Here is a 14,113-nt window from a genome sequence, read left to right on the forward strand (position 1 = left end):
GTCGCCTCGCCCTCGGTCCCGCGGACCCGGCCGGCCCTCACAGCACCGCTCCGGCGGTGAGGGCGGCCTCGATCTCGTCCGCCGTCGGCATGGCCGACGAGCACTCCAGCCGGGAGGCGACGATCGCCCCGGCCGCGTTGGCGCGCCGCATGATGGTCTCCAGGTCCCGGCCCGCCAGCAGGCCGTCGCAGAGGGAGCCGCCGAACGCGTCGCCGGCGCCGAGGCCGTTGAGGACGTTCACCGGGAGCGGGGGCACCTCGGCCGAGTCGCCCTTGCTGTCGACGGCGAGGACGCCCTTGGGGCCCTGCTTGACGACCGCGAGTTCCACGCCCGCGTCCAGCAGCGCCTCGGCGGCCGCCCGGGGTTCGCGGACACCGGTGGCGACCTCCACCTCGTCGAGGTTGCCGACCGCGACGGTGGTGTGGCGCAGGGCCTCCTTGTAGAAGGGGCGGGCCGAGGCCGGGTCCGCCCAGAACATGGGGCGCCAGTCGAGGTCGAAGACGGTGGTGCCGGCCTTGGCGCGGTGGGCGAGCGCCGCCAGCGTCGCCGTACGGCTGGGTTCCTCGCTCAGGCCGGTGCCGGTGACCCAGAAGACGCGGGCCTCGCGGATGGCGTCGAGGTCCAGGTCGTGGGCGTCGATCTCCAGGTCGGGGGCCTTGGGCCGCCGGTAGAAGTACAGCGGGAAGTCGTCGGGCGGGAAGACCTCGCAGAAGGTGACCGGCGTGGGCAGGCCCGGCACGGGGGTGACCCAGCGGTCGTCGACGCCGAAGTCCCGCAGCGCTTGATGGAGGTAGGTGCCGAAGGGGTCGTCGCCGGTGCGGGTGATCACCGCGGTCCTGCGGCCGAGGCGGGCGGCGGCCACCGCGACGTTCGTCGCCGAGCCGCCGAGGAACTTGCCGAAGCTCGTCACCTGCGGCAGCGGGACGCCGGTCTGCAGTGGATACAGGTCCACTCCGATCCGCCCCATGGTGATCAGGTCGTACGCCATCGGCATCCCTTCGTCACGGCTCTCCCCGCGTTTGTAGCCCTGTCCGAGCGACCCTGTCAATGTTTTGTCCAGACATTCGGACGAGACCTTGACAGCGCTTACTCGGGCCGCTGAAGCTGACGGGCATGACGCCGTTGTCCTCCCAGTCCTCACTGTCCCGCATCCGGATCGGGTCGGCTCCCGACTCGTGGGGTGTGTGGTTCCCCGACGACCCCCGCCAGGTGCCCTGGCAGCGGTTCCTCGACGAGGTCGCCCAGTCCGGCTACGAGTGGATCGAGCTGGGCCCGTACGGGTACCTGCCGACCGACCCCGCGGTGCTCACCGAGGAGGTGGACCGGCGGGGGCTGAAGGTCTCCGCGGGCACCGTCTTCACCGGGCTGCACCACGGCGAGGCCGTCTGGGACAAGACCTGGGCGCACGTGGCCGACAACGCGGTCCTCGCGCAGGCCATGGGCGCGAGGCACCTGGTCGTGATCCCGTCCTTCTGGCGGGACGACAAGACCGGCGAGGTGCTGGAGTCCTCCGAGCTGACCCCCGAGCAGTGGGGCAACCTGACCTCACTGACCGAGCGGCTGGGGCAGCGGGTGCGGGAGGAGTACGGCCTGCAGATCGTCGTGCACCCCCACGCGGACACGCACATCGACAGCGAGGAGAACGTCGTCCGGTTCCTGGACGGCACCGACTCGTCCCTGGTCTCGCTGTGCCTGGACACCGGGCACTACGCCTACTGCGGCGGCGACAGCGTCAAGCTGATCGAGACCTACGGCGAGCGGATCGGGTACCTGCACCTGAAGCAGGTGGACCCGGAGATCCTGGCGGACGTGCGGGCCAAGGGGACGCCGTTCGGTCCGGCCGTGGCGCAGGGCGTGATGTGCGAGCCGCCGGCCGGAGTGCCCGAGCTGGGGCCCGTGCTGGAGGCGGCCCAGCGGCTGGACGTGGACCTGTTCGCGATCGTCGAGCAGGACATGTACCCCTGCGAGCCGGACAAGCCGCTGCCCATCGCCCAGCGGACCCGGGCGTTCCTGAGGTCCTGCGGGGCCTGAGCCCTGTCGCACCGGGGGCCGCCCTCCGGTCGATGTCAACGCACCGCGCCGAAGCGCCCGCATACGCCCGTGCACCACTCCTGTCACGAACGCCTCTGTCGTGTCACACATGTCGCGGGTACGCGGGTCTTGGGTCACACCCGGCGCACAGACCCTGACCGGCTTTCCTGCCACGTCGTTCACCGGGCGCAGGCTTTGTGATCGCCAGCGCAGCGCCCGGCTCCCCGACGGCCCTCCCCGGCCGCCCCCGCGGTGCGCGCAGGGAGGTGCGACTCGTGTCAGACCGACGGTTGTGGTCCTACAAGGAGATCGCCGCGCACATCCGGGTGCAGCCGGACACCGTGCGCTCCTACCGCAAGCACGGGCTGCTGCCGCCGCCCGACCACGTCGAGGGCGGCAAACCCTTCTGGTACGCCGACACGGTGCGGGCGTGGGTGGCCTCCCGGCCCGGCAACCGGGGCCGCAGGGACGAGTGAGCCGCGGGCGGGCCCGGTGGTCCTACGCGCGCCCGCTCCACGGCTCGATGACCGTCACCCCCGCTCCCGGCGCCGTGCCCAGCGCGGCCAGTGCGGCAGGGGCCGCGTCCAGGCCGATGGTGGCGGTGACGAGGAGGTCGGGGCGCAGGACGCCCGCGCGGACCAGTTCCAGCATCGGCGGGTAGGTGTGCGCCGCCATGCCGTGGCTGCCGAGGAGCTCCAGTTCCAGGGCGACGGCGCGGGCCATGGGAACGGGGGTGGTGCCGTCCGGTGACGGCAGCAGACCCACCTGGACGTGCCGGCCGCGCCGGCGCAGGCCGTTCACGGAGGCCGCGCAGGTGACGGGCGAGCCCAGGGCGTCGAGGGACAAGTGGGCGCCCCCGCCGGTGAGTTCCAGGACGGCGGCGGCCGTGTCCGGTGTACCCGACGCGTCCACGACCTGTGCCGCGCCGAGCCTCCGCGCCAGTTCCAGGGCAGCGGGCGACACGTCGACGGCGACCACGCGCGCCCCGGACGCCGCCGCGATCATCACCGCCGACAGGCCCACTCCCCCGCACCCGTGCACTGCGACCCACTCCCCCGCGGCCACCCGGCCCTGCTGCACCACCGCCCGGAACGCCGTGGCGAACCGGCAGCCCAGGGAGGCGGCCGTGGCGTACGACAGGTCGGCGGGGACGGCGACCAGGTTCACGTCGGCGTGGTCCAGGGCCACGTACTGCGCGAAGGAGCCCCAGTGGGTGAAGCCGGGCTGGGTCTGCCGCTCGCAGACCTGGTGGTCGCCCGCCGCGCAGGACGGGCAGCTCCCGCACGCGCACACGAAGGGCACGGTGACCCGGTCGCCGGGGCGCCAGGCCGTCACCCGGTCGCCGGCCGCCTCGACGACACCGGCGAGTTCATGGCCCGGCACGTGCGGCAGCGTGATGTCCGGGTCGTGGCCCTGCCAGCCGTGCCAGTCACTGCGGCACAGGCCGGTGGCCTCGACCCGGACGACGACCCCGTGGGGGGCCGGACGGGGGTCGGGCAGTTCGCGCACCTCGGCCGGCTCGCCGTACCGCTCGAACACCACAGCCCGCATGCCTGCTCCCGTCGTCGTCCGCGTGTGCGCGTACAGGATGCCCGGCGGGGGCACCCGCGTGGCGAGGGACGTGATCAGAACGGGCGCCCCGAACTGCGCGGCGGGCGGTATCTCAATAAAGTTCCCGTAAATCCGCCCTGTACGAGTATGAGGGGATCCGCCGTGACCCACTCCTCGCCGCCCAGCGCCCCGCGGGCCCGCATCCCCTCCCCACGGGAGCCCCGGCGGCCGGATCCGCGCATCCGCTCGCGACTGCGGGCCCTGTTCCTGTGGGGCGGGCTGACCGTGTCGGCCCTGGCCCTGCTGCTGGCGTACGCGGCGCGGCCGTGAACGTGACGCGGTCCACGTCCTCCGGCGGCGCCGACCCTTGGAGTCATACCCCCTAGGGGTATAGTGTGGAGAGTGCGGGGCCCACCGTGGGTTCCGGCAACCCCATACGCCTCCTTGAGGAGAACGACATGACCGCGCAGAGCGACACCCAGGGCACCGTCACCGCCGTCTACAAGGTGAGCGGGATGAGCTGCGGGCACTGCGAGGGGTCCGTCTCGAGCGAGATCTCCGAGATCGCCGGTGTCACCTCGGTGAAGGCCGTCGCCTCGACCGGCGAGGTCACGGTGGTCTCCGAGGCCCCCCTCGACGAGGCCGCGGTGCGCGCCGCGGTGGACGAGGCCGGCTTCGAGCTCGTCGGCCGGGCCTGAACGCCGGCACTCTCCGTTCCTGTTCTCCGACCGGCCGTACCGACCAGCTGATACTGGCTCCGTACGGACCGGTCCGATGTCTGGAGTCCGGACATGACCAGCACGACAAGCACGACCGACAGCGCAGAGACACCGATAGCCGACGCCTCCGAGGTCGAGCTGCAGATCGGCGGGATGACCTGCGCCTCCTGCGCCGCCCGTGTCGAGAAGAAGCTCAACCGCATGGACGGCGTCACCGCCACGGTGAACTTCGCGACGGAGAAGGCGAAGGTCACCTACCCCGCGGGCATCCAGGTCGCCGATCTGATCGCGACCGTGGTGAAGACGGGGTACACGGCCGAGGAGCCGCCCCCGCCGCAACCCCCCGCCGAGACGGCGCCCGCCACCGGGAAGGACGCGGAGGACCCCGAACTCACCGCCTACCGCGAGCGGTTCACCGTCTCCGCGCTGCTGGCACTCCCGGTCGTGCTGCTGTCGATGATCCCTGCGCTGCAGTTCGACAACTGGCAGTGGCTGTCGCTCACCCTTGCCTCACCCGTGGTCGTCTGGGGTGCGCTGCCCTTCCACCGGGCGGCCTGGACGAACGCCCGGCACGGCGCGGCCACCATGGACACGCTGGTCTCGGTGGGCACGCTGGCCGCGTTCGGCTGGTCGTTGTGGGCGCTGTTCTTCGGTGACGCGGGCATGACCGGCATGCACGACGAGTTCCGGCTGACCGTGTCGCGCATGGACGGCGCCTCCACGATCTACCTCGAAGTGGCCTCGGGAGTCGTGGCGTTCATCCTGCTGGGCCGCTATCTGGAGGCCCGCGCCAAGCGCCGCTCGGGAGCCGCGCTCCGGGCGCTGATGGAGCTGGGCGCCAAGGACGTCTCCGTCCTGCGGGGCGGGCGCGAGGTGCGCATCCCGGTGTCCGAACTGGCGGTCGGCGACCGATTCGTCGTACGCCCCGGGGAGAAGGTCGCCACCGACGGCACCGTCGTCGAGGGCGCGTCCGCTGTGGACGCGTCGATGCTGACCGGCGAGTCGGTGCCGGTGGACGTGGGCGTGGGCTCCGCCGTCACGGGCGCGACCGTGAACGCCGGCGGACGGCTGGTCGTCGAGGCCACGCGCGTGGGCGGCGACACCCAGCTTGCGCGGATGGCGAAGCTGGTGGAGGACGCGCAGAACGGCAAGGCCGAGGTCCAGCGGCTCGCCGACCGCATCTCGGCGGTCTTCGTGCCGGTCGTCATCCTGATCGCGCTCGGCACCTTCGGGGTCTGGCTCGGCGTCACCGGCGACACGGTCGCCGCGTTCACCGCGGCCGTCGCGGTCCTGATCATCGCCTGCCCGTGCGCCCTGGGCCTGGCCACGCCGACCGCGCTGATGGTCGGCACCGGCCGGGGCGCGCAGCTGGGCATCCTCATCAAGGGTCCCGAGGTGCTGGAGTCCACGCGCCGCGTCGACACCGTCGTCCTGGACAAGACCGGCACGGTCACCACCGGCCGGATGACCCTCCAGGAGGTGTACGTCGCCGACGGCACCGACGAGAAGGAGGTGCTGCGGCTGGCGGGTGCCGTCGAGCACGCCTCCGAGCACCCGGTGGCCCGGGCGGTCGCCGTGGGTGCCGAGGAGCGGGCCGGACGGCTGCCCGAGGTCGAGGGCTTCGAGAACGTACCCGGGCGGGGTGTGCGCGGGCGCGTGGAGGGCCGCGAGGTGGCGGTGGGACGGCTCTTCGACGAGCTGCCGCCGGAGCTGGCCCGTGCCAAGGACGAAGCCGAGCGGGGCGGCCGTACGGCCGTCGCGGTCGGCTGGGACGGTGCGGCACGCGGTGTCGTCGCCGTCGCGGACGCCGTGAAGGAGACCAGTGCGGAGGCGGTACGGCGGCTGCGGGCGCTCGGGCTGACGCCGGTGCTGCTGACCGGGGACAACCGGGCCGTGGCCGAGGCGGTGGCGCGGGAGGTCGGGATCGAGCAGGTGATCGCGGAGGTCCTGCCCGAGGACAAGGTGGACGCCGTACGACGGCTGCAGGACGAGGGTCGGGTCGTCGCCATGGTCGGCGACGGCGTGAACGACGCGGCGGCGCTGGCCACCGCCGACCTGGGGCTCGCCATGGGGACGGGGACCGACGCGGCGATCGAGGCCGGCGACCTGACGCTGGTGCGTGGCGACCTGCGGGTGGCCGCGGACGCGATCCGGCTGTCCCGGAAGACCCTGTCGACCATCAAGGGCAACCTCGTGTGGGCCTTCGGCTACAACGTGGCCGCGCTGCCGCTGGCCGCCGCGGGACTGCTGAACCCGATGATCGCCGGAGCCGCGATGGCGTTCTCGTCGGTCTTCGTGGTCACCAACAGTCTCAGGCTGCGGACATTCCGATGAACTCCTGAGAAGTTACTGGTGGTTACTCCGAAGTCGTGACCAGAGGACCTCTGGAGTCCGGCGCCGGGCTCACATAAGCTCTTCACAAGGCTCGCGCATCATCCTTACGCTTGAGTCCCGATCGCTGCATCGGGGCTCTTGCGTATCAAACGGACAAATGCAAGAGACGCAGATCACAGTGATGCGAACGTAACCATCGAAGGGGTTCGAAGGTCTAAGTTGGCGATGTCAGTAAGCGTCTTGGGGGGCGCGAACTGGCATCTGGGGATGTCTTGGGGGACTTCCTCAGAGATGCGTTGCCGGGGCACGCACTTCGGGAAGCTTTGAGCGGCCCTCCCGAGCGTGCGTTGTCCCGGCAGATCGCACACAGGAGTAGTACGGCGAGTTTTGCTCGTTCTGCTCAACGGCAGTACCAGCGGTACCGGAAGAACAGCGATTCAGGCGCTGTCCTCTCAGGCGCCCGGCCGGATCCCGTGGGGGGAATCCGCACCGGGACATGGGAAGGCGCCCTGGACGTCGGCCCGTGGGGGGACCGACGCCAGGGCGCCTTCCGCTTTCGTTCAGCTCTTGAGGGGGCTCAGTGCAACGCCCTCAAGGGGCGCGGGGAACTGCGCGACCAGCCACCACGGGCCCGCAGCCGCCCACCCCCTCCGGGGTACCGACCTACTAGACGATCGGCACCCCCGCCGGAGGCGTCAGCGCTGCTCGACGGGGACGAAGTCCCGCTCCACCACGCCCGTGTAGATCTGGCGCGGGCGCCCGATGCGCGAACCCGGCTCCTTGATCATCTCGTGCCACTGGGCGATCCAGCCCGGAAGGCGGCCGAGGGCGAACAGGACCGTGAACATCTCGGTCGGGAAGCCCATGGCCCGGTAGATCAGACCGGTGTAGAAGTCGACGTTCGGGTAGAGGCTGCGCGAGACGAAGTAGTCGTCGGAAAGCGCGTGCTCCTCCAGCTTCAGCGCGATGTCCAGCAGCTCGTCGGACTTGCCGAGAGCGGAGAGGACGTCGTGCGCGGCGGCCTTGATGATCTTGGCGCGCGGGTCGAAGTTCTTGTAGACCCGGTGGCCGAAGCCCATCAGACGGACGCCGTCCTCCTTGTTCTTCACCTTGCGGATGAAGGAGTCGACGTCGCCGCCGGAGGACTGGATGCCCTCGAGCATCTCCAGCACCGACTGGTTGGCGCCGCCGTGCAGGGGGCCCCACAGGGCGTTGATGCCGGCCGAGATCGACGCGAACATGTTCGCCTGGGACGAGCCCACCAGGCGGACCGTGGACGTCGAACAGTTCTGCTCGTGGTCCGCGTGCAGGATCAGCAGCTTGTCGAGGGCCGCCACGACGACCGGGTCGAGGTCGTACTCCTGCGCCGGCACCGAGAAGGTCATCCGCAGGAAGTTCTCGACGTAGCCGAGGTCGTTGCGCGGGTAGACGAACGGGTGGCCGATCGACTTCTTGTAGGCGTACGCCGCGATCGTCGGGAGCTTGGCGAGCAGGCGGATCGTCGAGAGGTTGCGCTGCTTCTCGTCGAAGGGGTTGTGGCTGTCCTGGTAGAAGGTGGACAGCGCGGAGACGACCGAGGACAGCATGGCCATCGGGTGGGCGTCGCGCGGGAAGCCCTTGTAGAAGTTCTTGACGTCCTCGTGCAGCAGGGTGTGCTGCGTGATGTCGTTCTTGAACACCGAGAGCTCGTCGACGGTCGGCAGCTCGCCGTTGATCAGCAGGTAGGCGACCTCCAGGAACGTCGAGCGCTCGGCCAGCTGCTCGATCGGGTAGCCGCGGTACCGGAGGATGCCCGCCTCGCCGTCGAGGTAGGTGATGGCGGATTTATATGCGGCCGTGTTGCCGTAGCCGCTGTCCAGGGTGACCAGCCCGGTCTGGGCGCGGAGCTTCCCGATGTCGAAGCCCTTGTCGCCGACGGTGCTGTCGATCACCGGGTAGGTGTACTCGCCGTCGCCGTACCGCAGTACTACAGAGTTGTCGCTCACGTCTTCCCTCACCGACGTAGTGCCTCATCTTCGAGGTTGCCCTGACTGTCTCTACCATCCCCCAATTGGCTCAGGAGACTGCACTCGGGGTCGACCATCGGGCCTACTGGCGGCACTGAGTGCCGCCAACTTGCACATCCTGCCCCCTCGGTTCCCCATCCGGAAGGGCTCTGTGACCTTCGCGACTCATTTGATCGATCATTTTTTGTGATGCCTGCCTCAGCGCCCGTTCTCACGGCTCCACGGGGCGGGGTGAGAGCCGGAAGTCGAGCGCGGTGCAGCGGCGTCCCGCCGAGACCGTGCGCACCGCCTGGCCGATCGCCTTGCGCGAGCCGACGAGGACGACCAGCCGCTTTGCCCTGGTCACGGCGGTGTACAGCAGGTTCCGCTGCAGCATCATCCAGGCACCGGTGGTGACCGGGATCACCACCGCGGGATATTCACTCCCCTGCGAGCGGTGAATGGTCACCGCGTACGCGTGTGCCAGCTCATCCAGTTCGTCGAACTCGTACGGCACCTCCTCGTCCTCGTCCGTCAGCACCGTCAGACGCTGGTCGACCGGGTCGAGCGCGGTGACGACGCCCACGGTGCCGTTGAAGACACCGTTCTTTCCCTTCTCGTAATTGTTGCGAATCTGGGTGACCTTGTCGCCGACCCGGAAGACCCTGCCGCCGAATCTCTTCTCCGGCAGGTCGGGACGGCCCGGGGTGATGGCCTGCTGGAGCAGACCGTTGAGGTTGCCGGCGCCCGCGGGGCCCCTGTGCATGGGCGCGAGCACCTGGACGTCCCGGCGCGGGTCGAGTCCGAACCTGGCCGGAATCCGCCGGGCCGCCACGTCCACGGTGAGCCGCCCCGCCTCCTCCGTGTCGTCCTCCACGAACAGGAAGAAGTCCTTCATGCCGTCGGTGACGGGATGCTGCCCGGCGTTGATCCGGTGCGCGTTCGTGACGACCCCCGACTGCTGGGCCTGCCGGAACACGCGGGTGAGGCGTACGGCGGGGATGGGACCGCCGTCGGCGAGCAGGTCACGGAGCACCTCGCCCGCGCCCACGGAGGGGAGCTGGTCCACGTCCCCGACGAAGAGCAGATGAGCACCCGGCGGTACGGCCTTCACCAGCTTGTTGGCGAGCAGCAGGTCCAGCATCGACGCCTCGTCGACGACGACCAGGTCGGCCTCCAGCGGGCGGTCCCGGTCGTACGCCGCGTCGCCACCCGGCTTCAGCTCCAGCAGGCGGTGCACGGTGGAGGCCTCGGCGCCGGTGAGCTCGGCGAGGCGCTTGGCGGCACGGCCGGTGGGGGCCGCGAGCAGGACCCTGGCCCTCTTGGCGCGGGCCAGTTCGACGATCGAGCGGACCGTGAAGGACTTTCCGCAGCCGGGGCCACCCGTCAGCACGGCGACCTTCTTCGTCAGCGCCAGCTTGACGGCGGCCTCCTGCTCGGGGGCGAGGTCGGCGCCGGTCCGGGCCTTGAGCCAGCCGAGCGCCTTGTCCCAGTCGACGTCCCCGAACCCCGGCATCCGGTCCTCCTCGCTGCGCAGCAGCCGCAACAGCTGGCCGGCGAGGGAGAGTTCGGCCCGGTGGAAGGGGACGAGATAGACGGCGGTGACCGGTTCGCCGTCCTCGCCGGGGACCTTCTCCCGTACGACACCGGGGTCCTCGCCCTCCTCGGGCGGCTGGGCCAGCTCCGCGAGGCACTCGATCACGAGGCCGGTGTCGACCTGGAGCAGCTTCACCGCGTCGGCGATCAACCGCTCCTCCGGGAGGTAGCAGTTGCCCTGGTCGGTGGCCTGCGACAGCGCGTACTGAAGGCCCGCCTTCACCCGCTCCGGGCTGTCGTGCGGGATGCCGACGGACTGGGCGATCTTGTCGGCGGTGAGGAAGCCGATGCCCCAGACGTCGGCAGCCAGCCGGTACGGCTGGTTCTTGACGACGGAGATGGAGGCGTCGCCGTACTTCTTGTAGATCCTGACGGCGATGGACGTCGACACCTCGACCGTCTGGAGAAACAGCATCACCTCCTTGATCGCCTTCTGCTCCTCCCAGGCGTCGGCGATCTTCTTCGTCCGCTTCGGACCGAGGCCGGGCACCTCGATCAGCCGCTTCGGCTCCTCCTCGATGATCTGCAGGGTGTCCAGGCCGAAGTGCTGCGTGATGCGGTCGGCGAAGACGGGACCGATGCCCTTGACGAGCCCCGAGCCGAGGTAACGCCGGATGCCCTGGACGGTGGCGGGCAGGACGGTCGTGTAGTTCTCGACGGTGAACTGCTTGCCGTACTGGGGGTGCGACCCCCAGCGCCCCTCCATCCGCAGGGACTCCCCCACCTGGGCGCCGAGCAGCCCGCCCACGACCGTGAGGAGATCGCCGGCGCCCCTGCCGGTGTCGACGCGGGCGACGGTGTAGCCGTTCTCCTCGTTGGCGTAGGTGATGCGTTCCAGGACGCCTTCGATCACCGCCTGATTGGACATGATCCGACGGTACTGGTGAGCACTGACAGTCAGCGAAGGGATGTGGATTTCAGGGCTTCGAGGAAGGTGGTGAAGGCGGGGGTGGGGAAGGTGAGGGTGGCCCGGGCGGGGGTTTTGCTGTCGCGGACGGCGGTGTGGGTGGGGGTGGTGGCTATCTCCACGCACTCGTTGCCGTCGCCGGGGCCCGAGTAGGAGGACTTGCGCCAGTTGTCCATGGGGGTCCTCACAGTTCCTTCATCAGCCTGTGGATGAACTCACGCGACTGTCCGGGGTCGAGTGACGCGTCCTCCACCTTACGAAAGCCCGTTCGGTACGTGTTGAGCTGGGCCTCTGAATCGAAGAACGCCGAGCCGTGCAGCGCGTCGCGCACCACCGTGTCCAGCTTGGGCACCGGGCCGCCCACGTACGTCATCGTGCTCGCGGCGCTGGCGAAGCCGTCCTGATCGAACGGGATGACGCGCACAGTGATGTGGTCCGCTTCGGAGAGCTCGATGAGCCGGGCCAGCTGAGCCCTTGAGGTGGCACGGTCGCTCACTCTGATCCGGAGTGCCGCCTCGTGGATCACCGCCTCGTACGGAACAGTGAACTGCTGGCGGGCCTTCCGATGCCGAATGCGCAACTCCACCTCTTCGGCGGTGAGTTCCGGGAGTCGGCACGAAAAGACGGCACGCGCGTAGTCCTCGGTCTGCAACAGACCCGGCACGTACAGGATCGCCACGTGGCGCTGGAATCGGGCGTGGTATTCCAGCTCGGAGAGGTCCAGGAACGGCGTGGGCAGCAGGCCGCGGTACTCCTCCCACCAGCCGCGTGTGCGATCGGTGGCCATCGCGACCAAGGCGTCGATGAACTCCTCGTCCGTACAGGCGTAGTGAGACGCGAGACGTCGGAGCCGCTGCTCGCTCACCCCCGCGAGCGCGGACTCGATATGAGTGATCTGAGCCGGGCTCACACCGAGAAGTGATGCTGCCTCGCGGGAGTTGAGCCCCGCGGCCTCACGGAGCCTGCGCAGCTCAGTGGCCAGACGCATCTGACGTGCCGTCGGTTCGCGCCGCTTCACCATCGAACGGTCCTCCCTTTCGGCGTCAGATTACGCGATCGGCTTGCCGCGTCCCTATATTTAGATCTACCGTCAGTGACGCGACGAACACTCTGCGGAAGTGCACCGCTCCGTCCTGCCTGCCCTGACGGCCGCGGCGAAGCCACCGCAACCCCCCACCACCGAAACGGAGTTGCCGCATGCCCGAAAACACCCCAGAAGCCTGGGAGTACTGCCTCTCCATCCCCAACGACCCACGCGCCGTCACCGTCAGCCGCCGCACCCTCCGCCTGATCCTCACCGCGCACGGCCTGATCGCCCTCGTCGACGTGGCCGAACTGCTCGCGACCGAGCTGATCACCAACGCCGTACGGCACACGAAGGGTCCCGCCGCCCTACGGGTCCGCTGGGCGCCGCCCGGCACGCTGCGGATCGGCGCGTGGGACGCGGACCCCGAACCTCCCGAGCCACCGGTGCCGTTGGCGCGGCTCGGCGAGGCGGAGGAGGGCCGGGGGTTGCTGCTGGTGCGGGCCTGCGCCCAGGTCTGGGGCTGGCACCCCCTGTCCCGGCACGGCAACCGGGGCAAGTACGTGTGGTGCGAACTCGCGGCGGCGTAGCTCGTTGATCAGCGCGATGGAAAGGAGAGCTGATGGTCGGCTCGTCGCATGAGGCGCTGCACCGGATCTTCCAGAAGGATCCGACGCTGCTGACGAAGGCGTTACAGAAGGTGCTGCACGTGCCCTTCCCAACGCCTCGGGAGATCGCCGCGCTGAACGTGGACCTCACCGAGATCGAACCGGTCGAGCGCCGCGTGGACACCCTGCTGCGGGCGGAGACGGACGAGGGCACATATCTGCTGGTGGTGGAGTCGCAGGGCAAGGTGGACGAGCGCAAGCGAGGCAGCTGGCCCTACTACCTCTCGTACTTGTACGAGAAATACCGCTGCGAGCCGGTGCTCATCGTCATCACCCAGAGCAGCAAGACGGCCGAGTGGGCGTCCAGGCCAATCCGGTTCGGCTTCCGTGACTGGCACTCGCTGACGGTACGACCCCTCGTGCTCGGCCCGGACAACGTGCCGATGATCGCGGACGAGCGGCAGGCCGAGAAGGACGTACCCCTTGCGGTGCTCTCGGCCATGACGCACGGCCGCGGCCCCCAGGCACCGGCCATACTGGAATCCCTGGCCGCCGCCCTGCGGACCATCGACCCGGACAGCGCCGCTGTCTTCGTGCAGTTCGTCGACTCCTGCCTGGCCGACCCCCAGGCAAAGCAGATGTGGAGGGACCTGATGACGGCGATCCAGTACTTCTGGCGACACCCGCTGGCGGAACAAGTGCGCGAGGAGGGGCGGGAGCAAGGCCGGGAGGAAGGCCGTATCGAGGAGCGCCGAGAGACAATCCTGCGCACTCTGGATTGGCGCGGCATCCCCGTGCCCGACTCCGTCCGTGAGCGCGTGGAAGAGTGCACGGACCTCGCCCGGCTGGAGACCTGGGCCCAACGCGCCCTGCGCGTCACGGAGCCGACGGAGCTGTTCAGCGACGAGTAAGCATCGCCGTTCCGCTGCCGGCGGCCATCTTCCCGCCGGCAGCGGGCTCGGCGCGCAAGCGGTTCGGACAGTTCCAAGGCACCGGAGGAACCCCTTGACGAGCATCCAGTACTTCTGGCGACACCCCCTCGCGGAACAGGTGCGCGCGGAGGGCCGGGAGCAGGGCCGACTCCAGGGCCGTCGGGAGATCATCCCGAAGATCCTCGAATGGCGAGGCGTCCCACCCGACTCCGTTCATGAGCGCGTCACGGCCTGTACCGACCTTGATCAGCTCGCTGCCTGGGCCCGGTGCGCCCTGAACGCCACGGACGCCGGAGAACTGTTCGCCGACGAGTAAGAGGCCGGCCTTCTCCGCGCCCGCCTCCATCACGATCCGGTCTCAAGGGCTTGCCAAGCCCTCGTGTAATCGATTCCAATCCATCCTGCACGAAGTCGTGTAATCGATTC

At 69.7% G+C, this 14,113-nt stretch carries 14 protein-coding genes; 8 read left to right on the forward strand and 6 right to left on the reverse strand.

Annotated elements, in window-relative coordinates; genetic code table 11:
* Positions 1-37 precede the first annotated feature (37 nt).
* The gene (iolC, locus tag FBY22_RS35740) at positions 38-988 is read right to left on the reverse strand and encodes a 5-dehydro-2-deoxygluconokinase (protein ID WP_142152101.1); all 951 of its coding nucleotides are present in this window, start codon (positions 986-988) and stop codon (positions 38-40) included.
* A 125-nt stretch (positions 989-1,113) separates the two neighbouring features.
* On the opposite strand from iolC, the gene FBY22_RS35745 reads away from it, so the two are divergent.
* Together FBY22_RS35745 and FBY22_RS35750 are read left to right on the forward strand one after the other, a co-directional pair.
* Positions 1,114-2,031 carry a sugar phosphate isomerase/epimerase gene (locus FBY22_RS35745; RefSeq protein ID WP_142152102.1) on the forward strand — a complete coding sequence of 306 codons (918 nt, stop codon included), beginning with the start codon at positions 1,114-1,116 and terminating at the stop codon, positions 2,029-2,031.
* 275 nt (positions 2,032-2,306) lie between these two features.
* Positions 2,307-2,507 carry an AlpA family transcriptional regulator gene (locus tag FBY22_RS35750; RefSeq protein ID WP_058925190.1) on the forward strand — a complete coding sequence of 67 codons (201 nt, stop codon included), beginning with the start codon at positions 2,307-2,309 and terminating at the stop codon, positions 2,505-2,507.
* A gap of 22 nt (positions 2,508-2,529) precedes the next feature.
* On the opposite strand, the gene FBY22_RS35755 is transcribed toward FBY22_RS35750, so the two are convergent.
* Complete coding sequence (locus FBY22_RS35755; RefSeq protein ID WP_142152103.1) at positions 2,530-3,582, reverse strand: zinc-dependent alcohol dehydrogenase family protein; 1,053 nt, start codon at positions 3,580-3,582, stop codon at positions 2,530-2,532.
* A gap of 162 nt (positions 3,583-3,744) precedes the next feature.
* Between FBY22_RS35755 and FBY22_RS44055 the strand changes: the two genes are divergently transcribed.
* The 3 genes from FBY22_RS44055 to FBY22_RS35765 all read left to right on the forward strand — a co-directional run bounded on the left by FBY22_RS44055 (position 3,745) and on the right by FBY22_RS35765 (position 6,635).
* On the forward strand, positions 3,745-3,912 hold the full coding sequence (locus FBY22_RS44055; RefSeq protein ID WP_160159954.1) for a hypothetical protein: 168 nt from the start codon (positions 3,745-3,747) through the stop codon (positions 3,910-3,912).
* A gap of 128 nt (positions 3,913-4,040) precedes the next feature.
* The gene (locus FBY22_RS35760; RefSeq protein WP_142152104.1) at positions 4,041-4,280 is read left to right on the forward strand and encodes a heavy-metal-associated domain-containing protein; all 240 of its coding nucleotides are present in this window, start codon (positions 4,041-4,043) and stop codon (positions 4,278-4,280) included.
* Between the two features lie 93 nt (positions 4,281-4,373).
* Positions 4,374-6,635 carry a cation-translocating P-type ATPase gene (locus FBY22_RS35765; RefSeq protein WP_142152105.1) on the forward strand — a complete coding sequence of 754 codons (2,262 nt, stop codon included), beginning with the start codon at positions 4,374-4,376 and terminating at the stop codon, positions 6,633-6,635.
* Positions 6,636-7,330: 695 nt separating this feature from the next.
* On the opposite strand, the gene FBY22_RS35770 is transcribed toward FBY22_RS35765, so the two are convergent.
* From FBY22_RS35770 to FBY22_RS35785, 4 genes are all read right to left on the reverse strand, one after another.
* Positions 7,331-8,620, reverse strand: coding sequence for a citrate synthase (locus FBY22_RS35770; RefSeq protein ID WP_058925186.1), 1,290 nt, complete (start codon positions 8,618-8,620; stop codon positions 7,331-7,333).
* A 232-nt stretch (positions 8,621-8,852) separates the two neighbouring features.
* Positions 8,853-11,084, reverse strand: a complete 2,232-nt coding sequence (locus tag FBY22_RS35775; RefSeq protein ID WP_142152106.1) for an ATP-dependent RecD-like DNA helicase — start codon at positions 11,082-11,084, stop codon at positions 8,853-8,855.
* Between the two features lie 29 nt (positions 11,085-11,113).
* Positions 11,114-11,299: a DUF397 domain-containing protein gene (locus FBY22_RS35780; RefSeq protein ID WP_142152107.1), complete on the reverse strand. Its 186-nt coding sequence runs from the start codon at positions 11,297-11,299 to the stop codon at positions 11,114-11,116.
* 8 nt (positions 11,300-11,307) lie between these two features.
* Complete coding sequence (locus tag FBY22_RS35785; protein ID WP_142152108.1) at positions 11,308-12,144, reverse strand: helix-turn-helix transcriptional regulator; 837 nt, start codon at positions 12,142-12,144, stop codon at positions 11,308-11,310.
* Between the two features lie 176 nt (positions 12,145-12,320).
* Here FBY22_RS35785 and FBY22_RS35790 point away from each other — a divergent pair, with 176 nt between their 5' ends.
* From FBY22_RS35790 to FBY22_RS35800, 3 genes are all read left to right on the forward strand, one after another.
* The gene (locus FBY22_RS35790) at positions 12,321-12,737 is read left to right on the forward strand and encodes an ATP-binding protein (RefSeq protein ID WP_142152109.1); all 417 of its coding nucleotides are present in this window, start codon (positions 12,321-12,323) and stop codon (positions 12,735-12,737) included.
* A 32-nt stretch (positions 12,738-12,769) separates the two neighbouring features.
* Positions 12,770-13,666 (forward strand): hypothetical protein, encoded by an 897-nt coding sequence (locus FBY22_RS35795; RefSeq protein WP_142152110.1) that lies wholly within the window; start codon positions 12,770-12,772, stop codon positions 13,664-13,666.
* Positions 13,667-13,760: 94 nt separating this feature from the next.
* Positions 13,761-14,003, forward strand: a complete 243-nt coding sequence (locus FBY22_RS35800) for a hypothetical protein (protein ID WP_142152111.1) — start codon at positions 13,761-13,763, stop codon at positions 14,001-14,003.
* Positions 14,004-14,113: the final 110 nt, after the last annotated feature.

The organism is Streptomyces sp. SLBN-31 (assembly GCF_006715395.1).
Taxonomy (GTDB): domain Bacteria; phylum Actinomycetota; class Actinomycetes; order Streptomycetales; family Streptomycetaceae; genus Streptomyces.

Bases quoted from the DNA above. Each gene is read 5' to 3' on its own strand.
- iolC (WP_142152101.1), bottom strand. From the start codon at position 988: ATGGCGTACGACCTGATCACCATGGGGCGGATCGGAGTGGACCTGTAT.
- FBY22_RS35745 (WP_142152102.1), top strand. From the start codon at position 1,114: ATGACGCCGTTGTCCTCCCAGTCCTCACTGTCCCGCATCCGGATCGGG.
- FBY22_RS35755 (WP_142152103.1), bottom strand. From the start codon at position 3,582: ATGCGGGCTGTGGTGTTCGAGCGGTACGGCGAGCCGGCCGAGGTGCGC.
- FBY22_RS35760 (WP_142152104.1), top strand. From the start codon at position 4,041: ATGACCGCGCAGAGCGACACCCAGGGCACCGTCACCGCCGTCTACAAG.
- FBY22_RS35765 (WP_142152105.1), top strand. From the start codon at position 4,374: ATGACCAGCACGACAAGCACGACCGACAGCGCAGAGACACCGATAGCC.
- FBY22_RS35775 (WP_142152106.1), bottom strand. From the start codon at position 11,084: ATGTCCAATCAGGCGGTGATCGAAGGCGTCCTGGAACGCATCACCTAC.
- FBY22_RS35780 (WP_142152107.1), bottom strand. From the start codon at position 11,299: ATGGACAACTGGCGCAAGTCCTCCTACTCGGGCCCCGGCGACGGCAAC.
- FBY22_RS35785 (WP_142152108.1), bottom strand. From the start codon at position 12,144: ATGGTGAAGCGGCGCGAACCGACGGCACGTCAGATGCGTCTGGCCACT.
- FBY22_RS35790 (WP_142152109.1), top strand. From the start codon at position 12,321: ATGCCCGAAAACACCCCAGAAGCCTGGGAGTACTGCCTCTCCATCCCC.
- FBY22_RS35795 (WP_142152110.1), top strand. From the start codon at position 12,770: ATGGTCGGCTCGTCGCATGAGGCGCTGCACCGGATCTTCCAGAAGGAT.